This window comes from Mycobacterium sp. E2989 (genome assembly GCF_001667595.1).
Taxonomy (GTDB): Bacteria; Actinomycetota; Actinomycetes; order Mycobacteriales; family Mycobacteriaceae; genus Mycobacterium.
Map to the genome: position 1 here is coordinate 65,618 of NZ_LZJX01000132.1, position 21,331 is coordinate 86,948.

The 21,331-nt window shown below is 64.4% G+C and carries 17 protein-coding genes and 3 rRNA genes; 4 read left to right on the forward strand and 16 right to left on the reverse strand.

The features are described 5' to 3' along the window. Positions 1–6: 6 nt before the first annotated feature. Positions 7–1,254, reverse strand: coding sequence for an MFS transporter (locus tag A5680_RS24170; protein WP_067824078.1), 1,248 nt, complete (start codon positions 1,252–1,254; stop codon positions 7–9). Between the two features lie 90 nt (positions 1,255–1,344). Here A5680_RS24170 and A5680_RS24175 point away from each other — a divergent pair, with 90 nt between their 5' ends. From A5680_RS24175 to A5680_RS24185, 3 genes are all read left to right on the forward strand, one after another. Beyond that, positions 1,345–2,229 carry a LysR family transcriptional regulator gene (locus A5680_RS24175; protein WP_067824081.1) on the forward strand — a complete coding sequence of 295 codons (885 nt, stop codon included), beginning with the start codon at positions 1,345–1,347 and terminating at the stop codon, positions 2,227–2,229. A 68-nt stretch (positions 2,230–2,297) separates the two neighbouring features. After that, complete coding sequence (locus tag A5680_RS24180; protein ID WP_055405239.1) at positions 2,298–3,788, forward strand: DNA-3-methyladenine glycosylase 2 family protein; 1,491 nt, start codon at positions 2,298–2,300, stop codon at positions 3,786–3,788. Further along, entirely contained in the window at positions 3,785–4,282 is a 498-nt protein-coding gene (locus tag A5680_RS24185) for a methylated-DNA--[protein]-cysteine S-methyltransferase (RefSeq protein WP_055405240.1), read from the forward strand. The genes A5680_RS24180 and A5680_RS24185 overlap by 4 nt, the downstream gene beginning before the upstream one ends. Positions 4,283–4,342: 60 nt before the next feature. On the opposite strand, the gene rrf is transcribed toward A5680_RS24185, so the two are convergent. The 4 genes from rrf to murA form a co-directional block, all read right to left on the reverse strand. Continuing rightward, positions 4,343–4,455: ribosomal RNA gene (gene rrf / locus A5680_RS24190) — 5S ribosomal RNA — on the reverse strand. Positions 4,456–4,544: 89 nt separating this feature from the next. After that, positions 4,545–7,644 (reverse strand): 23S ribosomal RNA (locus tag A5680_RS24195). A 283-nt stretch (positions 7,645–7,927) separates the two neighbouring features. Continuing rightward, positions 7,928–9,458, reverse strand: a 16S ribosomal RNA gene (locus A5680_RS24200). Together the 16S, 23S and 5S rRNA genes form the textbook arrangement of a ribosomal RNA operon. Positions 9,459–9,818: 360 nt before the next feature. After that, entirely contained in the window at positions 9,819–11,072 is a 1,254-nt protein-coding gene (gene murA / locus A5680_RS24205) for a UDP-N-acetylglucosamine 1-carboxyvinyltransferase (RefSeq protein WP_067824041.1), read from the reverse strand. Positions 11,073–11,159: 87 nt separating this feature from the next. On the opposite strand from murA, the gene A5680_RS24210 reads away from it, so the two are divergent. Next, the gene (locus A5680_RS24210) at positions 11,160–11,744 is read left to right on the forward strand and encodes a cob(I)yrinic acid a,c-diamide adenosyltransferase (RefSeq protein ID WP_067824044.1); all 585 of its coding nucleotides are present in this window, start codon (positions 11,160–11,162) and stop codon (positions 11,742–11,744) included. Between the two features lie 15 nt (positions 11,745–11,759). On the opposite strand, the gene A5680_RS24215 is transcribed toward A5680_RS24210, so the two are convergent. The 11 genes from A5680_RS24215 to A5680_RS24265 all read right to left on the reverse strand — a co-directional run. Continuing rightward, positions 11,760–12,203, reverse strand: coding sequence for a DUF2550 domain-containing protein (locus A5680_RS24215; RefSeq protein WP_055405686.1), 444 nt, complete (start codon positions 12,201–12,203; stop codon positions 11,760–11,762). Between the two features lie 18 nt (positions 12,204–12,221). After that, entirely contained in the window at positions 12,222–12,587 is a 366-nt protein-coding gene (locus A5680_RS24220; protein ID WP_067747732.1) for a F0F1 ATP synthase subunit epsilon, read from the reverse strand. A gap of 35 nt (positions 12,588–12,622) precedes the next feature. Further along, positions 12,623–14,089, reverse strand: a complete 1,467-nt coding sequence (gene atpD / locus A5680_RS24225; RefSeq protein WP_055402344.1) for a F0F1 ATP synthase subunit beta — start codon at positions 14,087–14,089, stop codon at positions 12,623–12,625. A gap of 23 nt (positions 14,090–14,112) precedes the next feature. After that, complete coding sequence (locus A5680_RS24230) at positions 14,113–15,021, reverse strand: F0F1 ATP synthase subunit gamma (protein WP_055402346.1); 909 nt, start codon at positions 15,019–15,021, stop codon at positions 14,113–14,115. Positions 15,022–15,027: 6 nt separating this feature from the next. Next, a complete protein-coding gene (atpA, locus tag A5680_RS24235) occupies positions 15,028–16,704 on the reverse strand; it encodes a F0F1 ATP synthase subunit alpha (protein WP_067824047.1) in 1,677 nt (558 codons plus the stop codon). Positions 16,705–16,763: 59 nt separating this feature from the next. Continuing rightward, the gene (locus A5680_RS24240; protein ID WP_055402348.1) at positions 16,764–18,104 is read right to left on the reverse strand and encodes a F0F1 ATP synthase subunit B/delta; all 1,341 of its coding nucleotides are present in this window, start codon (positions 18,102–18,104) and stop codon (positions 16,764–16,766) included. 6 nt (positions 18,105–18,110) lie between these two features. Next, positions 18,111–18,644 (reverse strand): F0F1 ATP synthase subunit B, encoded by a 534-nt coding sequence (locus tag A5680_RS24245; protein WP_055402351.1) that lies wholly within the window; start codon positions 18,642–18,644, stop codon positions 18,111–18,113. A 9-nt stretch (positions 18,645–18,653) separates the two neighbouring features. After that, a complete protein-coding gene (locus A5680_RS24250) occupies positions 18,654–18,902 on the reverse strand; it encodes a F0F1 ATP synthase subunit C (RefSeq protein WP_082459816.1) in 249 nt (82 codons plus the stop codon). A gap of 84 nt (positions 18,903–18,986) precedes the next feature. Continuing rightward, entirely contained in the window at positions 18,987–19,742 is a 756-nt protein-coding gene (atpB, locus tag A5680_RS24255) for a F0F1 ATP synthase subunit A (protein WP_055402356.1), read from the reverse strand. Further along, on the reverse strand, positions 19,735–20,229 hold the full coding sequence (locus A5680_RS24260; protein ID WP_067824051.1) for an ATP synthase subunit I: 495 nt from the start codon (positions 20,227–20,229) through the stop codon (positions 19,735–19,737). Before A5680_RS24260 ends, atpB begins: the two co-directional genes overlap by 8 nt. Positions 20,230–20,447: 218 nt before the next feature. Next, positions 20,448–21,331 (reverse strand): MraY family glycosyltransferase (locus A5680_RS24265; protein WP_067824084.1); only part of this gene is annotated, 884 nt, incomplete at its 5' end.

Genomic DNA, 21,331 nt, shown 5'->3' on the forward strand with positions numbered 1-21,331 from the left:
GCGGGATCACTCGACGGTGGCCAGGGCCTCAACGACGTGGTTGTTGGTGCGGGAGCCGCTCTCCCGCACCAACAACGCCACCAGCGATGCGCCGGCCACCAGCAGCGCCCCGACGAAACCGACGGTCGCCGGCCAGCCGCCGACGCCGTACACGAGGCCGCCGAACGCGCCGGCCACTGATCCGCCCAGGTAGTAACTGAACAGATACAGCGCCGCCGCCTCAGCGCGGTCGCGCTGCGCGACCGCGCCCACCCATCCGCTCGCCACGGTGTGCGCGGCGAAGAAGCCACCGGTGAAGGCGCCGACGCCCACGATGACGGCGACCAGGGAGTGCGGCACGGTGAGCAGCAGGCCGGTCACCGCAACCGGCATGGCGACTCCCAGCACGAATGGGCGTCCCTTTCTGTCGGCGAGCCTCCCGGCCACCACCGATGTCCAGGTGCCGACCAGGTACAGCAGGAACAGCAGGCCGATCACCGACGGCGCCAGGCCGAATGGCCGGGCGGTCAGCCGGTAGCCGAGGTAGTTGTACACGGTCACGAATCCACCCATCAGCACGAACCCCACGGCGAAGAGCTTCAGCAGCAACGGGTTTCGCAGATGCGCGGCGAGGTTGCGCACGCCGGCCCGCACGCTCGCCTCCCTCGGGTTGAAGAACTGAGATCGCGGCACCAGGACGGCGAAAACCACCGTGCCGGCCAGCGTCGTCAGGGAGCACACCAGCAGCGCCACCCGCCAATCGCTGATCTCGATGACCAACGACGGAACGAGTCGCCCGGCCAGCCCGCCGACCGTTGTGCCCGCGATGTAGCGTCCCATCGCCGACCCGAGCGACGAGGCGTGTACCTCCTCGGCCAGGAACGCCATCGCGACCGCCGGTATCCCGGCGAGCGCTGCGCCGTGCACCGCCCGGCCGAGGAGCAATACGCCGAGGTTCGGGCTGAACGGCAACAACAGCCCGATCACGCTGGACGCCACCCCCGAGGTCAGCATCACCGTGATGCGGCCGTAGCGCTCGGAAAGGACGCTGGCGGGAATGATGCAGACGGCCAGCATCCCCGTCGTGAGCGAGACCGTGAGCGCCGCGGTGGCCGGGCCGATCCGGTAGGCCGCCGACAGGGCCGGCAGGAGCGCCTGGGTGCAGTACATCGCGGCGAAGCTGGCCACCCCGGCGCCGCACAGCGCCGCGGTCAGTCGCCGGTAGCCGGGGCTGCCGGCGCGGTGCGCGACGGGAGTCGGGGGGCGCTGGGACATGCCGTTCATCCTGCGCTCCGCCGGGAATCGACGGAAATGAATTATTCGCTGGTTTAATATGCTTTTTGGGTATAAGTCGAGGTGGTGCGCTTGACGGGCGAGGACTACGAGTGGTTCGTCACACTCGCGGAGCTGGAACACGTCACGGCGGCCGCCGAACAGCTTCGCGTAGCCCAGCCGACACTGACCCGAATGCTCGCGCGCCTGGAGCGGCGACTGGGTGTGGCGCTGTTCGATCGTCGGGGTAAGCGCTTGTCGCTCAACACCTATGGCCGGATCTTCTACGAGCACGCCCGGCGGGCACAGCTGGAACTCGACTCGGCCAGGCGGGCGATCGACGACCTGGCGAACCCGGCCGTCAGCGAGATCCGGGTGGGCTTCCTCGGCTCGTTCGGGGCGACGGTGGTGCCGCGCTTGATCGCGCGGTTCAAGGAATCCTCACCGCGCGTGGCGTTCGCGCTCGAGGAGGGCGCCGCCGAATCGATCGGCGACCTGGTGTTGGCCGGAGGCGTCGACGTCGGGGTGGTTTCACCGCGGCCGCGCCGGCCAACTCTGGCCTGGCGCAGCCTGTTTCGACAGCGGCTCGGTGTCGCCGTGCCGCGCGCTCACCGATTCGAGGGCAGCGCCGCGGTGTCCATGACCGAACTGGCCGACGAGCCCGTCGTGGCCATGCAGCCCGGCTTCGGCATGCGACGGCTGCTCGACGAGCTTTGCGCCGCGGCACACTTTCAGCCTCGGATCGTGCTGGAGGCGGCGAACCTCACGACGACGGCCGGCCTGGTGGCCGCCGGACTGGGCGTCAGCCTGATGCCCATCGACGGCGGCGACTCCGCACCGGGGTTGTGCGTGGTGCCGCTCGCCGACGCCGACGCGTACCGCGATGTGGGCATGATCTGGGACTCGGGCCGCCCGCTGTCCCGCCCGGCCCGCGATTTCATCGCGGCCGCCGCGGCCGTGCGGCAGGACGGACCCTGAGCCGACGTCCCACTGCGATGTCGCTTTTCCGCCAGTTTTGTCACCCGGTGGGTGTAAGTCTGGAAAGCGTGCACGACGACTTCGAACGCTGCTACCGCGCCGTCCAGTCCAAGGACGCGCGGTTCGACGGCTGGTTCGTCACGGCCGTCCTGACCACCCGCATCTACTGCCGGCCCAGCTGCCCGGTGCGGCCGCCGTTCGCGCGCAACGTGCGGTTCTACCCGACGGCCGCCGCCGCCCAGCGCGCGGGATTCCGGGCGTGCAAGCGGTGCCGTCCCGACGCGTCGCCCGGGTCGCCGGAATGGAACGTGCGCGGTGACGTCGTCGCCCGCACGATGCGCCTGATCGCCGACGGCACCGTCGACCGCGAAGGCGTCGGCGGGCTGTCGGCGCACCTCGGCTACACCACCCGCCAGCTGGAGCGGCTGCTGCAGGCCGAGGTCGGGGCCGGTCCCCTCGCGCTGGCCCGCGCCCAACGGGCGCAGACCGCCCGCCTGCTCATCGAGACCACGGACCTGCCCTTCGGGGACATCGCCTTCGCCGCAGGGTTTTCCAGCATCCGGCAGTTCAACGACACCGTGCGCTTGGTCTTCGAAAACACGCCGACGGAGCTGCGCCGGCGGGCGGCGGTCCGGTCCGGATCCTCGAGTTCTTCGGCCGCGGGGACGGTCTGCCTCCGGTTGCCCGTACGCACGCCGTTCGCGTATGAGGGCGTGTTCGGCCATCTGGCCGCCGGTACGGTGCCCGGTTGTGAAGAGGTCCGCGAGGGCGCGTACCGGCGCAGCCTGCGCCTTCCGTTCGGCACCGCCGTCGTCAGCCTGACACCGGCCGTCGATCACGTCCGCTGCGTGCTCGTCCTCGACGACTTCCGCGACCTGACGACGGTGATCGCGCGCTGCCGGCGGCTGCTGGATCTCGACGCCGATCCCGAAGCGGTGGACGACGCCCTGGTCGCCGACCCGCATCTGCGCCCGGCGGTGAGAAAGGCGCCCGGACAACGCATTCCGCGCACCGTTGACGAGGCCGAGCTCGCCGTGCGCGCCGTCCTGGGCCAACAGGTGTCGACCAAGGCGGCCAGCACGCACGCCGGTCGCCTGGTGGCGGCCTACGGGCAGCCGGTCGCCGACCCGGGTGGCGGGTTGACCCATACCTTCCCGTCGGTGGCGCAGCTCGCCCAGATCGATCCCGTCCACTTGGCGGTCCCCAAGTCCCGGCAGCGGACCCTCAGCGCGCTGATCGCCGGCCTCGCCGACGGCAGTATCGTCCTGGACAGCGGGTGCGACTGGGAGGCCGCGCGCAGGCAGCTCCTTGAGGTTCCCGGGATAGGCCCCTGGACCGCCGAGGTGATAGCGATGCGCGGCCTCGGCGACCCGGATGCGTTCCCCGCCAGTGATTTAGGGGTGCGCCTGGCCGCCGGGCACCTGGGCCTGCCCTCCGACGAACGCTCGCTTGTCGAGCGCAGCGGCGGGTGGCGGCCCTGGCGCTCCTATGCCACCCAATACCTATGGACCACCCTCGAGCACCCGGTTAACCAATGGCCACCACAGGAGGTCGCATGATCGAGTACCGCACGATTGACAGCCCTATCGGGCCACTGACCCTGGCCGGCCAGGATTCGGTGTTGACCATGCTTCGAATGGTCGATCAGACGTACGAGCCGAGCCGGACCGGCTGGACTCCCAACCCCGCGGCATTCTGCGAGGCCGCCGAGCAACTCGACGCCTATTTCGCGGGCGAGCTGACCGAATTCGATTTCGAATTCGAGCTGCGCGGCTCCGACTTCCAACGGCGAGTATGGGAGGCCCTGCTGACCATTCCGTACGGCGAGACGCGGTCCTACGGAAAAATCGCGGCCCAGATCGGCGCACCCGGTTCGGCACGCGCCGTCGGATTGGCCAACGGCCACAATCCCATCGCGATCGTCGTGCCCTGCCATCGGGTCATCGGGGCCAACGGAAGCCTCACGGGTTATGGCGGAGGCCTCGACCGCAAACAAAAGCTGCTCGCATTGGAAAAGAAGCGCGCTTCGGTGGCATTGACGCTATTCGACTAGGACTGCGCCGGCGTCAAAGAATGCAAAAACACCCCCGTTGCCGGGGGTGTTTTTGTGTATGTTCGGCGGTGTCCTACTTTTCCACCCGCATGGGCAGTATCATCGGCGCTGACAGGCTTAGCTTCCGGGTTCGGAATGGGACCGGGCGTTTCCCTGTCGCTGTGGCCGCCGTAACTCTATTTAAATTTGTTTCGGTGGGGGGTGTGGTATTCAAGCGTCCGCGACAAATGTCGGCGGAACTGGAAAGTGGTTGCGATTGTGTGTTGGTAAGTTTTCGGCCGGTTAGTGCCAGTTCCCTGCACTCATTGCTGAGCTTCCAGGTCTGGCCTATCGATCCCGTGGTCTGCGGGGGGCCTTATCCCTCTAAAAGGGTGAGAAACCTGATCTTGGAGAAGGTTTCCCGCTTAGATGCTTTCAGCGGTTATCCTGTCCGAACGTGGCTATCCAGCCGTGCCCCTGGTGGGACAACTGGTATACCAGAGGTTCGTCCGTCCCGGTCCTCTCGTACTAGGGACAGGTTTCCTCAAGTTTCTGACGCGCGCGGCGGATAGAGACCGAACTGTCTCACGACGTTCTAAACCCAGCTCGCGTGCCGCTTTAATGGGCGAACAGCCCAACCCTTGGGACCTGCTCCAGCCCCAGGATGCGACGAGCCGACATCGAGGTGCCAAACCATCCCGTCGATATGGACTCTTGGGGAAGATCAGCCTGTTATCCCCGGGGTACCTTTTATCCGTTGAGCGACACCCCTTCCACTCGGGGGTGCCGGATCACTAGTCCCGACTTTCGTCCCTGCTTGACTTGTAAGTCTCGCAGTCAAGCTCCCTTGTGCACTTACACTCAACACCTGATTGCCGTCCAGGTTGAGGGAACCTTTGGGCGCCTCCGTTACATTTTAGGAGGCAACCGCCCCAGTTAAACTACCCGCCAGGCACTGTCCGTGAACCCGATAAGGGTTCGACGTTAGGTGTCCAATACGATCAGAGTGGTATTTCAACAACGACTCCACAATTACTGGCGTAACTGCTTCAAAGTCTCCCACCTATCCTACACAAACCGTACCGAACACCAATACCAAGTTGTAGTGAAGGTCCCGGGGTCTTTTCGTCCTGCCGCGCGTAACGAGCATCTTTACTCGTAGTGCAATTTCGCCGAGTCTATGGTTGAGACAGTTGGGAAGTCGTTACGCCATTCGTGCAGGTCGGAACTTACCCGACAAGGAATTTCGCTACCTTAGGATGGTTATAGTTACCACCGCCGTTTACTGGGGCTTAAATTCTCCGCTTCACCTTACGGTTAACGGGTCCTCTTAACCTTCCAGCACCGGGCAGGCGTCAGTCCGTATACATCGTCTTGCGACTTCGCACGGACCTGTGTTTTTAGTAAACAGTCGCTACCCACTGGTTTCTGCGGCCGAATCCCGCTCCCACCGCAAGGGTGTTCACGGTATTCCGGCCCCCCTTCTCCCGAAGTTACGGGGGCATTTTGCCGAGTTCCTTAACCATAGTTATCTCGTACGCCTTGGTATGCTCTACCTGACCACCTGTGTTGGTTTGGGGTACGGGCCGTGTGTGTGCTCGCTAGAGGCTTTTCTTGGCAGCAGAGGATCACCGAATTCACCTCAATCGGCTATGCATCACCTCTCAGGATTAATGAGCGACGGATTTGCCTATCGCTCTCCCTACAGGTTTGCCCCAGTATTACCACTGACTGGTACGGCTACCTTCCTGCGTCACCCCATTGCTTGACTACTACCAGCGAAGGTCCCACGCAGCCCCGAAACTCCATGCCCCCGAAGGGGAATGGTCGATCCGGTTTTGGGTGGTTAGTACCGCTGATTCGTCAGGGACGCCCACACACGGGTACGGGAATATCAACCCGTTGTCCATCGACTACGCCTGTCGGCCTCGCCTTAGGTCCCGACTCACCCTGGGCGGACTGGCCTGGCCCAGGAACCCTTGGTCTTACGGCGGGCAAGGTTCTCACTTGCCTTATCGCTACTCATGCCTGCATTCTCACTCCCCCAAACTCCACCACCGGTTACCCGGTAGCTTCGCTGCATGGGGGACGCTCCCCTACCCAACCTTACGGTTGCCGCGGCTTCGGCGGTGTGCTTGAGCCCCGCTACATTATCGGCGCACAATCACTTGACCAGTGAGCTATTACGCACTCTTTCAAGGGTGGCTGCTTCTAAGCCAACCTCCTGGTTGTCTCTGCGACTGCACATCCTTTTCCACTTAGCACACGCTTAGGGGCCTTAGCCGGCGATCTGGGCTGTTTCCCTCTCGACGTACGGAGCTTATCCCCCGCCGTCTCACTGCCACGCTATACACCACGGCATTCGGAGTTTGGCTGACGTCAGTAACCTAGTAGGGCCCATCGGCCATCCAGTAGCTCTACCTCCGTGGTGAAACACGTAACGCTGCACCTAAATGCATTTCGGGGAGAACCAGCTATCACGGAGTTTGATTGGCCTTTCACCCCTACCCACAGCTCATCCCCTCAGTCTTCAACCTAAGTGGGTTCGGGCCTCCACGCGGTCTTACCCGCGCTTCACCCTGGCCATGGGTAGATCACTCCGCTTCGGGTCCAGAACACGCCACTACACCCCAAAGGGGATGCGCCCTATTCAGACTCGCTTTCGCTGCGGCTACCCCGCACGGGTTAACCTCGCGACGTGTCCCTGACTCGCAGGCTCATTCTTCAAAAGGCACGCCATCACCCCACAAGGAGGCTCTGACGGATTGTAGGCACACGGTTTCAGGTACTCTTTCACTCCCCTCCCGGGGTACTTTTCACCATTCCCTCACGGTACTAATCCGCTATCGGTCATCGAGAAGTATTTAGGCTTACCGGGTGGTCCCGGCAGATTCACAGCAGATTCCACGGGCCCGCTGCTACTCGGGTGTTGATACAGGGCAGGTGCCGGGTTTTCGCGTACCGGGCTTTCACCGTCTGCGGCGGACCGTCCCAGGCCACTTCCGCTAACCACGACACTTTCTGACTACCCCTCAGCCAGGTAGAGCTGAGATGTATCAATCCCACAACCCCGCACACACAACCCCTACCCGGTTATCCATGCATGCGGTTTAGCCTGTTCCGCGTTCGCTCGCCACTACTGACGGAATCACAATTGTTTTCTTCTCCTACGGGTACTGAGATGTTTCACTTCCCCGCGTTACCTCCCGCACCCTATATATTCAGATACGGGTAACACGACATCACTCGTGCTGGGTTTCCCCATTCGGAAATCCTCGGATCAATGCTCGGTTGACAGCTCCCCGAGGCATATCGCAGCCTCCCACGTCCTTCATCGGCTCTCGATGCCAAGGCATCCACCATGCGCCCTTAGACACTTACTTACACACAAGAGTTTTCAAAAGAAATTACACATTTCGACGAACGCACCACCGTTGCCGGCAACGCATCCGTCTAGATGCTCGCAACCACTATCCAATACTCAAACACCACACCCCACCACCAAGATGGAGGGACACCACACGGACTGGCCGAGTGTTGTCTCAGGGCCCAATAGTGTGTCTGGCAATCATTTGCTGTTGTGCACCCGGCCCTCACCCACTACAGGTGAGAACCCCGCACGGCTCGCACCCCACCAATTGGGGTGCTTTTCGTGGTGCTCCTTAGAAAGGAGGTGATCCAGCCGCACCTTCCGGTACGGCTACCTTGTTACGACTTCGTCCCAATCGCCGATCCCACCTTCGACAGCTCCCTCCCAAGGGTTAGGCCACTGGCTTCGGGTGTTACCGACTTTCATGACGTGACGGGCGGTGTGTACAAGGCCCGGGAACGTATTCACCGCAGCGTTGCTGATCTGCGATTACTAGCGACTCCGACTTCACGGGGTCGAGTTGCAGACCCCGATCCGAACTGAGACCGGCTTTAAAAGGATTCGCTTAACCTTGCGGCATCGCAGCCCTTTGTACCGGCCATTGTAGCATGTGTGAAGCCCTGGACATAAGGGGCATGATGACTTGACGTCATCCCCACCTTCCTCCGAGTTGACCCCGGCAGTCTCTCACGAGTCCCCGGCATTACCCGCTGGCAACATGAGACAAGGGTTGCGCTCGTTGCGGGACTTAACCCAACATCTCACGACACGAGCTGACGACAGCCATGCACCACCTGCACACAGGCCACAAGGGAACGCCTATCTCTAGACGCGTCCTGTGCATGTCAAACCCAGGTAAGGTTCTTCGCGTTGCATCGAATTAATCCACATGCTCCGCCGCTTGTGCGGGCCCCCGTCAATTCCTTTGAGTTTTAGCCTTGCGGCCGTACTCCCCAGGCGGGGTACTTAATGCGTTAGCTACGGCACGGATCCCAAGGAAGGAAACCCACACCTAGTACCCACCGTTTACGGCGTGGACTACCAGGGTATCTAATCCTGTTCGCTCCCCACGCTTTCGCTCCTCAGCGTCAGTTACTGCCCAGAGACCCGCCTTCGCCACCGGTGTTCCTCCTGATATCTGCGCATTCCACCGCTACACCAGGAATTCCAGTCTCCCCTGCAGTACTCTAGTCTGCCCGTATCGCCCGCACGCTCACAGTTAAGCCGTGAGATTTCACGAACAACGCGACAAACCACCTACGAGCTCTTTACGCCCAGTAATTCCGGACAACGCTCGCACCCTACGTATTACCGCGGCTGCTGGCACGTAGTTGGCCGGTGCTTCTTCTCCACCTACCGTCAATCCGAGAAAACCCGGACCTTCGTCGATGGTGAAAGAGGTTTACAACCCGAAGGCCGTCATCCCCCACGCGGCGTCGCTGCATCAGGCTTGCGCCCATTGTGCAATATTCCCCACTGCTGCCTCCCGTAGGAGTCTGGGCCGTATCTCAGTCCCAGTGTGGCCGGACACCCTCTCAGGCCGGCTACCCGTCGTCGCCTTGGTAGGCCATCACCCCACCAACAAGCTGATAGGCCGCGGGCCCATCCCACACCGCAAAAGCTTTCCACCACAAGGCATGCGCCAAGTGGTCCTATCCGGTATTAGACCCAGTTTCCCAGGCTTATCCCGAAGTGCAGGGCAGATTGCCCACGTGTTACTCACCCGTTCGCCACTCGAGTACCCCCGAAGGGGCCTTTCCGTTCGACTTGCATGTGTTAAGCACGCCGCCAGCGTTCGTCCTGAGCCAGGATCAAACTCTCCAAACAAAATCTCCTCGCAGAACGAGGTGAATTCAAATCAGAGATACCTGACAAGACGCCATTTAACTGGCATCAAAAATTGCCATACCCACACACGGGGAGTGCTAGGTATGGCCAAAAAAACAACAACAAATAAAAAGACCAAACACACTATTGAGTTCTCAAACAACACTTGTTTCGCCCGTTTTGGGGCAACCCTGCCAGCTTAATACAGGTCCGGCAGAGGAGTCAACTCCCGGTTTTGGTCTTCTGCAGACCGTCTCGGGAGCAGCCGTGCCAGGCTAGTACCAATCCAGCGAGGGAGTCAAGGGCCCGGGTTGTCGGCCGCCTGGTGTGGCGACCGCCCCTGTGGGGCACTGACTTTGGCTACTCTACCCGCTCGATCTCCGCTCCCAAAATCGACAGGTTCTCCACGAACAACGGGTAGCCGCGATCGATGTGGAAGACGTCGTGAACCTCGGTGTCACCGTCGGCCACCAAGCCCGCCAACACCAGGCCGGCGCCGGCACGAATGTCGGAACACCACACGGGTGCGCTCGACAATTGCGGCAGGCCGCGGACGACCGCGTGGTGGCCGTCGGTGCGGGCGTCGGCGCCCAACCGGATCATCTCTTCGACAAAGCGAAACCGCGCCTCGAAAACGTTTTCCGTGATCATCGACGTGCCGTCGGCGATGGACGCCAGCGCGATGGCCATCGGCTGCAAATCCGTGGGGAATCCGGGAAACGGCAGCGTGGCGACGTTGACCGCCTTGGGGCGCTCGTACTGGGTGATCCGAAAGCTGTTGTCCGTCTGGGTGACGGTGGCGCCGGCGTCGTGGAGCTTGTGCAACACCACCTGCAGGTGGGCGGGGTCGACGCCGGTGACCGAGATGTCACCTCGCGTCATCGCGGCGGCGATGCCCCAGGTGGCGGCGACGATGCGGTCCCCGATCACGCGGTGCTCGGTGGGGTGTAGCCGCGGGACGCCGGTGATGGTCATGGTCGGCGATCCCGCGCCTTCGACCCGCGCACCCATCTGGTTCAGCATGGTGCACAGGTCGACGACGTCGGGTTCGCGCGCCGCGTTGTGGATGGTGGTGACACCCTCGGCGAGCACGGCGGCCATCAGGATGTTCTCGGTGGCGCCCACCGACGGAAATTCCAGTTGAATCTCGGCGCCGCGCAACGCGTCGGCCTGGGCGACGACGCAGCCGTGCTCAATGTTGCATTGCGCGCCGAGCTGGCGCAGGCCCGCCTGGTGCATGTCCAGCGGGCGCGACCCGATCGCGTCACCGCCCGGGAGCGCGACCCTGGCCCGCTTGCACCGGCCGACCAACGGCCCGAGCACGCACACCGACGCCCGGAACTGCCGGACCGCCGCGAAGTCGGCGTCGTACTTCGGTTCGTCCGGCGAGGTGATGCGGGCGACGTCGCCGTCGAGCTCGACGGTGGCGCCCAGCCCGCGCAGCACTTCAGCCATCAACGGCACGTCGAGGATGTCGGGGCAGTTGGTGATGGTGCTGGTGCCTTCGGCCAGCAGCGCCGCGGCCATCAGCTTGAGCACGCTGTTCTTGGCGCCCCCCACCGCGACTTCGCCGGACAACCGGTTGCCGCCGGTCACCACGAATCGCTCAGCCACCCGCGTCAGTCTAGTGAAGCGGTTTCTGGTTGTCAGTCAGCCGAGCCAAGGCGCCGGCCCGTCGCGGGCCGCAGTACCGTTTTGCTCATGGCGATACACCTGACCCGCATCTATACCCGGACCGGTGACGACGGCACGACGGGATTGAGCGACTTCTCGCGGGTCTCCAAGAACGATCCGCGCCTGGTCGCCTACGCGGATTGTGACGAGGCGAACTCGGCGATCGGCGTGGCGATCGCCCTGGGTCAGCCCGACGAGGAAATCGCCGGCGTGCTGCGCCAGATCCAGAACGACCTGTTCGACGCGGGTGCGGACCTGTCCACCCCGGTGGTGGAAAACCCCGAGCATCCCCCGCTGCGGATCACCCAGCCCTACATCGACCGGCTCGAGGGTTGGTGTGACAAATATAACGAGGACCTGCCGGCGCTGAATTCCTTTGTGCTGCCGGGTGGTTCGCCGTTGTCGGCGCTGCTGCACGTCGCCCGCACGATCGCGCGTCGAGCGGAACGGTCGGCATGGGCGGCCATCGATGCGGCGCCCCAGCAGGTCAACGTCCTGCCGGCGAAATACTTGAACCGCCTCTCGGATCTGCTGTTCATCCTGGCGCGCGCGGCCAATCCCGAGGGCGACGTGCTCTGGAAACCGGGCGGCGGGGCGCCAGGCGCGAGTTGACTTGCGGCGCAAGACCTAAACGCTGCGACGACGCGCGCGCGGCGAAGGACGGGACTCCAGCCAGGACAGGAACGCCGTCAATGCGCCCTTGTCCAGAGCGATCTCGTAGCCGGTCCTGCGGTCCTGCGTCGTGTCGCGCAGCTCCACCACCACGATCTCGTCGGTCATGATGTCGAATTCGTCGCCGCGTGGCGCACGCCGCGCCACGATCTCCACTCCCCTGCGGCTGAGCCGACGGTCCGGCCACAGCCGCAGGCTGGATAGCCGGTAGAACGCGGCCTCACCGCCGCGGTAACGGATCACGCCGTGCCGCCAGCCGTGGCCGCCGACCGCGGGAATGTCTCGCATGATCCCCGCGGTGCCGCCCTGGCGCAGCTTCCAGAGTCGATAGCTGAGCGCGACGACCGCGCCCGCCAGGACGACGACGAGCACGACCATGCCGATCATGGGCGCGCTCATGGCCTTCTCCGAGGCCGGCTAGTCGATCGCGCCGACGGCGCGCAATCTGCCGCGCCCGCGCGCCGCGATGCGGGGATCGTCGGACTCCGAATCCTCCCTGGCGGCGCTTTCGTCGATCTCGGACTCGAACGCGGCCGACTCGGCCAGGACCGTCACCGTCTCCTCGGTGACCGAGAGGAACCCGCCTTCGATGGCGACCCGCAGGTCGTCTTCGCCTTCGCGTTCGACGCGCACCATCGCGTCGTCGACCAGCTGGGCGACCACCGGGATGTGCCGGGGCAGGATGCCGATCTCGCCGACGGTGGTGCGGGTGAACAAAAACGTTGCTTCACCCGACCAGATCTTCCGGTCGACGGCGACTATCTCGACGTTCAATTCGGCCATGCCACAGAGCCTTTCAGAGCCTTAGCGCTCGGTCCTCAGGAATCCAACTTGGCGCCGAAGCTTTCGGCTTTCTTGGCCAGGTCGTCGAGGCCGCCGATCAGGAAGAAGGCCTGCTCGGGGATGTGGTCGAAGTCGCCCTTGGACAGGCGGTCGAACGCCTCGATGGTCTCCTTCAGCGGAACCGTGGAACCCGGTTGGCCGGTGAACTGCTCGGCCGCCATCATGTTCTGCGACAGGAACCGCTCGATGCGCCGCGCGCGCTGCACCAGCTGCTTGTCCTCTTCGGACAGCTCGTCGATACCGAGGATAGCGATGATGTCCTGGAGGTCCTTGTACCGCTGCAGGATTCGGATGACTTCCTGCGCGACGCGGTAGTGCTCGTCGCCGACGACACTCGGGTCGAGGATGGTCGAGCTCGATGCCAGCGGGTCCACCGCGGGGAAGATGCCCTTGGAGAACACCGAACGCGACAGCTCGGTGGTCGCGTCCAGGTGGGCGAACGTCGTCGCGGGCGCGGGGTCGGTGTAGTCGTCGGCCGGCACGTAGACCGCCTGCATGGACGTGATCGACCGGCCCCGCGTCGAGGTGATGCGCTCCTGCAGCTCACCCATCTCGTCGGCCAGCGTGGGCTGGTAACCCACCGCCGACGGCATCCGGCCGAGCAGCGTGGAGACCTCGGATCCGGCCTGCGTGAAACGGAAGATGTTGTCGATGAACAGCAGCACGTCCTGGCCGGCCTCGTCGCGGAACCACTCGGCCATCGTCAGCGCCGACAGCGCCACCCGCATACGGGTGCCGGGCGGCTCGTCCATCTGACCGAACACCAGCGCGGTGTCCTTGAGCACGTCGGCCTCTTTGAGCTCGACCCAGAGGTCGTTGCCCTCGCGGGTGCGCTCGCCCACGCCGGCGAAAACCGAAGTACCACCGAAGTTTCGGGCGATACGGTTGATCATCTCCTGGATCAGCACCGTTTTGCCCACGCCGGCACCGCCGAACAGCGCGATCTTGCCGCCTCGCACGTACGGGGTGAGCAGGTCGACCACCTTCAGCCCGGTCTCGAGCATCTCGGTGCGGGGCTCGAGCTCCTCGAAGGCCGGCGGCTTGCGGTGGATCGACCAGTGCTCGAAGTCCTCGCCGTACCCGGGCTTGTCCAGGCAGTCGCCCAGCGCGTTGAAGACGTGGCCCTTCACCTCCTGGCCGACCGGCACCGAGATCGACTTGCCGGAGTCGGTGACCTCGACTCCGCGCACCAGACCGTCGGTGGGCTGCAACGAAATCGTGCGGACCAGGTTGTCGCCGAGGTGCTGTGCGACCTCGAGCGTGAGGGTCTTCTTGAGTTCCTCGAACGTGATCTCGGCGTTGAGCGCGTTGAACAGTTCCGGTACGGACCCGCGCGGGAACTCGACGTCAACCACCGGACCGGTGATCCGCACCACGCGGCCGCTGGTCTCGGATTTGGTGGACTTGTCGGTCTTCTCTGCGGTTCCAGAAGTAGCAGCCATATTCTTCTTCTCTTCCTCGTGTGCTACTGAGCGTCGGCGAGCGCGTTTGCGCCGCCGACGATTTCGCTGATCTCTTGGGTGATCTGAGCCTGCCGCTCGCGGTTCGCCATCAGCGTCAGCTCCTTGATCAGGTCGTCCGCGTTGTCGGTCGCCGACTTCATCGCTCGTTGGCGCGACGCCAGCTCGGATGCCGCCGATTCGAGCAGTGCGGCGTAGACGCGGGTGGTCACGTACCGCGGCAAGAGCGACTCGAAAAGCGTTGTCGCGTCCGGCTCGAACGAGTACAGCGTGTGGAGTTCGTCGGTGTCCTCGACATACTCCACGACCAGCGGAGCGATGCGGTGGGCCGCCGCGGCCTGAGACATCATCGACTTGAACTCCGAGTAGACGATGTGCAGTTCGTCGACCCCCTGGTCGTCCGATGACTCGTCGTCGCCGGCGCCCTTCATGAACGTCTCGACCAGGGTCTCGGCGATCTCCGCGGCGTTCTCGTACTTGGGTTGCTCGGAGAACCCCGTCCACGACTCGGTGATGTCCCAGTTGCGGAACTTGAAGTAGTTCTGCGCCTTTCGGCCGACCGTGTACACGACCGGCGTCTTGCCTTCCTCCCTCAGCAGCGAGAACAGCTCTTCTGCCCGACGGAAGATGCTGGAGTTGTAGGCGCCGCACAGCCCCCGATCGGAGGACACCACCAGCACACCGGCCCGCCTGGGTTCCTCCCGTTCGACCAGCAACGGGTGATCCAGAGCGGCCTCGGACGACAGCGTGGTGAGCATGGAGGTGATCTGAAAGGCATAGGGCCGTGCCGATTCCAGCCGGGCCTGCGCCTTACCGATGCGCGACGTCGCGATCATCTCCTGTGCCTTGGTGATCTTTTTGATCGACCCTGCGGAGCGAATCCGGCCGCGTAATTCGCGAAGTGTGGCAGCCATTGTTAGCTACTTCTTGTCCTTGCCGTTCTTGGTTTCCTTCTTGTCCTTCGGCTTTTCCTTCTTGACCTGCACCGACTCCTTTTCGAGGTCTTCTTCATCCAGGGGCTCGACGTGCTCGTCGGGCACCACCGAGCCGCCGCCGGTGGCCGCGAAGCCCTTCTTGAAGTTCTTGATGATCTCGGTCAGCTGGTTCTCACCCTCTTCCGAGAGCTTGCCGCTGTCGCGGACGCCGGACAGGAAGCTCTCCTCCGAAGCCCGCATGTGGTCCAGCAGTTCGGTTTCGAAGCGCCGGACATCCTCGACGGGCACGGAGTCCAGGTGACCGCCGGTGCCCAGAAAGATCGAAACCACCTGCTCCTCAACGGGCATGGGCTGGTACTGCGGTTGCTTGAGCAGTTCGACGAGCCGCTCGCCGCGCTCCAGCTGCGCCTTCGACGTCGCATCCAGGTCCGAGGCGAACGCCGCGAACGACTCCAACTCGCGGTACTGCGAAAGGTCCAGACGCAGCGAGCCGGCCACCTCTTTCATGGCCTTGATCTGCGCCGCGCCACCCACGCGGGAGACCGACACACCGACGTTGATGGCCGGCCGCACACCCTGGTTGAACAGGTCGGACTCCAGGAAGCACTGGCCGTCGGTGATCGAGATGACGTTGGTGGGGATGTAGGCCGAGATGTCGTTGGCCTTCGTCTCGATGATCGGCAGGCCGGTCAGCGAGCCACCCCCGAGGTCGTCGGAGAGCTTCGCGCAGCGCTCCAGCAGCCGCGAGTGCAGGTAGAACACGTCACCGGGGTAGGCCTCGCGGCCCGGCGGGCGACGAAGCAGCAGCGAGATCGCGCGGTACGCCTCGGCCTGCTTGCTCAGGTCGTCGAACACGATCAGCACGTGCTTGCCGTCGTACATCCAGTGCTGGGCGATCGCCGAACCGGTGTACGGCGCAAGCCATTTGAAGCCGGCCGAGTCGGAGGCCGGGGCCGCGACGATGGTGGTGTAGTCCATCGCGCCGCCCTCTTCGAGCGCCCGGCGGACCGAGGCGATCGTGGTGCCCTTCTGGCCGATGGCCACGTACACGCAGCGGACCTGCTTCTTCTCGTCGCCGCTCTCCCAGTTCCCACGCTGGTTGAGGATGGTGTCGACGCAGACCGCGGTCTTGCCGGTCTTGCGGTCGCCGATGATCAGCTGCCGCTGGCCGCGGCCGATCGGCGTCATCGCGTCGATGGCCTTGATGCCGGTCTGCAGCGGCTCGCTCACGCTTTGCCGCTGCACCACGGACGGCGCCTGGATCTCGAGCGCGCGCCGGATGTCGGTGTCGATGTCGCCCCGGCCGTCGATGGGCTGGCCGAGCGGGTTGACGACGCGACCCAGGAAGGCGTCGCCGACCGGCACGGACAGAACCTCGCCGGTGCGCTTGACCTGTTGGCCCTCTTCGATTTTCTCGAAGTCACCCAGGATCACCGCGCCGACGCTGTGCTCGTCGAGGTTCAGCGCGACACCGAGGACCCCACCCGGGAACTCGAGCAGTTCCTGCGTCATGACGGAGGGCAGGCCTTCGACATGCGCGATGCCGTCCCCGGCCTCGACGACGGTACCGACCTCCTCCCGGGAGGTGTCGGAGGTGAAAGAGCCTACGTACTCCTCGATGGCGCTCTGGATGTCATCAGCGGAGATTGTCAACTCGGCCATGGCTTTTCGTCTTCCTACTTGATCTTGGTATCGCGTGTGGTTAGGGGGCGTGGTTGGTGTCAGTCGGGCAACTGGGCCTGGGCAGCGGCGAGGCGCGAAGCGAGTGTCCCGTCAATCACTTCGTCCGCCACGGAGATGAGCAGGCCGCCCAGCAGCTCCTCGGAGGTCTGCAGCTGCACCGTCACCGGGTGACCGTAGATGCGGCCGAGCACGTCGGTGAGGCGCGACCGCTGGGCGTCGCTGAGGTCGGCCGCCGCGCTGACCTGCGCGACGATCTCGCCGCGGCGTGCCACCGCGACCTTCGCCAAGAACTGGATGGCCTCCTCGGCCGACTCGCCCCTGAGCAGCTGCACGGTCTGGGTCAGCAGCGCCACGACGATCGGCTCGACCCGGCCGCTGGCGCTGTCGAGTACCTTGCGCAGCAGGTTGATTCGGCCTTCCACCGGCACGCCGTAGTCACCCAACAGGATGGCGAGTCGCGGCTGCGCGTCCAGGATGCGGGCGAACCGGAACAGCTGGTCTTCGACGTCGTCGACCTTGTTCTCCCGCTCGGCGACTTCGAGCAACGCCTGCCGCGAGATGTGCTCGATCGCGTCGCCCAGATCGGAGTTGGCCGACCAACGTTCCGACACGGCCAGCCGCAGGACGTCGAGCGTGGCGTCGGAGACCTTCCCCGAGACCAGCCGCTCGATCAATCGGACGCGGGGGCCCGCGTCCTCGGCCGGCACGGTCAAGTACCGGGTGACGACGATCTCCCGGTCCAGCATCTCGGCGACCGAGACGAGCTCGGCCGACAGGTTGGAAAGGGCTTTGTTGTCAAGGTCTTTGGCTATGTCGCTGAACCGCTCGGACAGACCGGCCACCGCCACTCGACTGGCGGAGCGCATCTTGGCCAACAGCGGATACTGGACCTCGGCGGGCGCGGGGGCCATCGCTTCGAGCTCGTCCAGGAACCGATCGACGGTGCCGGACTGCTGCTCCGGGTCGGCGACGTAGTTGCGCACCAACTCGCCCGCCTGGCGCACCGCCTCGTGACCGAGTTCCAGGCGCAGCTGGCGGCTCAACTGCGTGCGCAGGAGGTCGACCTGGCGGCCGCCCTGCGCAGTGATGCGTTCGGACTCCGACTCGGCCTGGGCGCGGAACTGCTCGGCGATGCGGCCGGCGTCGGTCTTCGCCTCTTCCACCAGCCGTTCGGCTTCGGTCTTGGCGGATTCCACGGCATTGCTGTGGGCCGTTTCCGACTCTTTCAACCGATCCGCCGCTGCCGCAGAGTCTTTCAGCTGCTGGCGCACGGCCTCTTGACGAGCGGCCATCAGACGACGCACCGGCGGCACGACGTACCGCCAGACCAGCAGCACGATGGCCGCGAATCCGATCAACTGCCCGATGAAAGTCGACATGCGCGATTACCGTCCAGATTTCCCGGTTGCCGACGTGGCCGCGGTGACCGGGGCGACCTCGACGCCGAGGATCCGGCTGGCCAGCGTCGCCGACATGCCCGCCACGTTGGCGCGCAGATCCAGTTCCACGGCGTCTCTCTCCCGCTTCAATTGCTCGGATGCCATTTGCAACGTCGACATCACCTGCTGCTCGGCACGGGAACGCGCGTCTTCGACCACCTTACGACCTTCGGCGCGGGCGTTGTCGCGCAGCGACGACGCCTGAACCCGGCCCTCCGTCAGGGCTTCCTCATAGTCGGCCTTGGCGGCGTCGAATTGCTCGGTCGCCTTCTTGTTGTCGGCGGCCGTCTTGGCAACCATGTTGTCGCGTTCGCGCAACACCCGCATGACCGGCGGCACCACGAAGGTGCCGATGACGGCCAGCACGATCAGGAAGATGGCCAGCACGAAGAAGAACGTGCCGTTTGGAACGAGGAAGTTGTTGCCTCCCTCGGCCACCACCCGGCCGGATGCCAGAACGCTCAGGCTCGCGTCACCCATCACAGCGAATTAGGAGCCGACGGGTGTGGCGAACACGAACAGCGCCATGAAGGCCAGGTTGATGAAGTAGGCGGCCTCGACCAGACCGACGGTGATGAAGAACGGCGTAAACAGCCGGCCTTGCGCCTCGGGCTGGCGGGCGATGCCGGAAACCAGCGCGTTACCGGCGATACCGTCACCGATACCGGCGCCGATCGCGCCACCGCCCATGATGAGTCCACCGCCGATGAGAGCCGCGGCAGCGACTTGGGGGTCCATGGCCATTCTTATCCTCCTTGATATCTGGTAGCGGTCTACCAGGCCTCTGTAATGGTGTGTGGGACAAAGCGATTGATGGCGGCCTCAGTCATGGTGTTCCTCGATCTCCATGGCTTGGCTGAAGTACAGGATGGTCAAGATCGAGAAGATGAACGCCTGGATCGCCCCGACGAACAGGTCGAAGGCCTTCCAGATGGCGTTGGGCGCCCACATGATGTACGGCGGGAAGAGCGCGATCAGCGCGACCAGGATGCCGCCGGCGAAGATGTTGCCAAAAAGTCGGAGCGACAACGAGATCGGCTTGGCGAGCTCCTCGACCAGGTTGATCGGCGCCAGGAACGCGACGTGACCCTTGAGCACGGCGAGCGGGTGGCCGACGATGCCGCGGCGCCAGATGCCCGCCACGTGATAGCAGACGAACACGAAAAGGGCCAGCGCCAGCACGTAATTGATGTCCGCCGCCGCGGACTTCAGCAGCTCCGTGGTGTGCCCGGACTTGTCGGTGTATTGCAGCGGCAGCACCGACAGCCAGTTGGAGATCAGGATGAACACGAAAATGGTGACCGCAAGCGGCAATACGAACGGTGCGATCCGCATTCCGACCGCGCTCTCGATCTGGTCGCGCATCTGGACCGTGATGGCCTCCCAGAACAGCTGAACGCCGTTGGGGACCCCGGTGGAGGTGATCTTCGCCCGCAGGAAGAACGCCAGCGCCAGCACGATCACGGCGGCGATGGCGGTCGACAGGATCGTGTCGGTGTTAACCGTCAGCCCAAGCCATTTGGCCTGGTTGTGCTCCCCCACCTCGATGGCGGCGGCCAGGAACGTCGTCTCAGTCATCGGTGCCGCTTCTTCCTTCCGTTCCTTCCGAGCCCGCGGTCACGTCGCCACCGTCCGAGGGCTGGGCCTCCGCCCAGTCGCCGGCGCGCAGTTTCTTCCACACCGGAAGCGCCGTCGATGCCACCAACAAGACCTGGAAGAGCGCCAGTCCGAACACGACGCCCAGGCCGGCCGGCCGGAACACGTAGGCGATGATCAGCCCGATGACCGTGATGATGGCGAGCCGGGTGGCCGAGTTCAGCGCCATCGTGCTTTTCAGCGGATGCTCTTTCGCGGTGATCGACGCGACCGAGCGACGCACCAGAACGGCGTTGAGCAAACCGAGCAACAGCCCGACGCCGAAGAAGACCCCGACCATCAGGTGACCGGCCAGGCCGGCGGCCAGCACGGCGATCGCGGTGACGGCGAGGCTGAGCACGAACAAGCGGACCGGGCGGAACGCAACAGAGGGAAACACCAACGGCGCATCCTGCGCTGGTGTCGTCACTGCAGCACCTCAATCCCAAGTTGTGGAGCGGGAGTCCCCCGACCGACCGATCGGTGGCCCGCCGAGCGTATCGCACGTCACAGTTGATTCACCCAACGGGTATCTCCCGACGCGAGTCCCCAGCCGACCCGACCGGATGTGCGTCCGGTGGACCGGTTATTTGTGCGGCTTTTTGGGCTTCTACCTGCACCGTACCATACGAGGACCGCCCACTACTACTAGCTGTCGTAGTCCTCGTCGTCGTACTCGCCACCCCGCCGCATGAGCGGGATCGCGGTCGCGATCCCGGCGACGACGATGGCGCCCAGCATCACGGCGGCGGTGTCGCGCGGATTGAAGAAGATCGTGCTGGCCGCGCCGAACGCGACGATGCCGACCCATAGATAGATCAGCAACACCACCCGGCGGTGGGAATGACCGATCTGCAGCAGCCGGTGGTGCAGGTGCATCTTGTCGGGGCTGAACGCGCTGCGGCCCGCGCGGGTGCGGCGCACGATCGCCAGCAGCAAATCGAGCATCGGCACGAACATGACCGCGACCACCAGCAGGAACGGCGACAGCAGGGCGAACACGTCGCGGGCCCCGTAGGCGTTCTGCGAGACGGGGCCGGCGGCGGTGGTGGAGGCCGCGGCCAGCATCAGCCCGATCAGCATCGAGCCGGAATCGCCCATGAAGATCTTGGCCCGGTGGAAGTTGTGCGGCAGGAAGCCCAGGCAGGCCCCCGCGAGCACCACGGAGATCACGGCGGGCGGATAGAAGAGAGCGTCGCCGCCGTGGTCGCGCAGCAGGCCGACCGAGAACATGCAGATGGCCAGCGCGGTGATCAGGCCGAGCCCGGCGGCCAGCCCGTCGAGCCCGTCGACGAAGTTCATCGCGTTGACGATGGACACCGTGAGCGCGAGCGTGAGCAGGATCGAGGAAGCCTGGTCCAGCACGATGGTGCCGACGCCACCGATCGGGATGTAGAGGACGCTCCACGCGACGCCCATGGTGACCAGCACGCTGGCCGCGGTGATCTGGCCGGCGAACTTCGTCAGGGCGTCCAGTCCCCAGCGGTCGTCGATGAGGCCGATGCCCATGATCACCGCGCCGGCCACCAGCA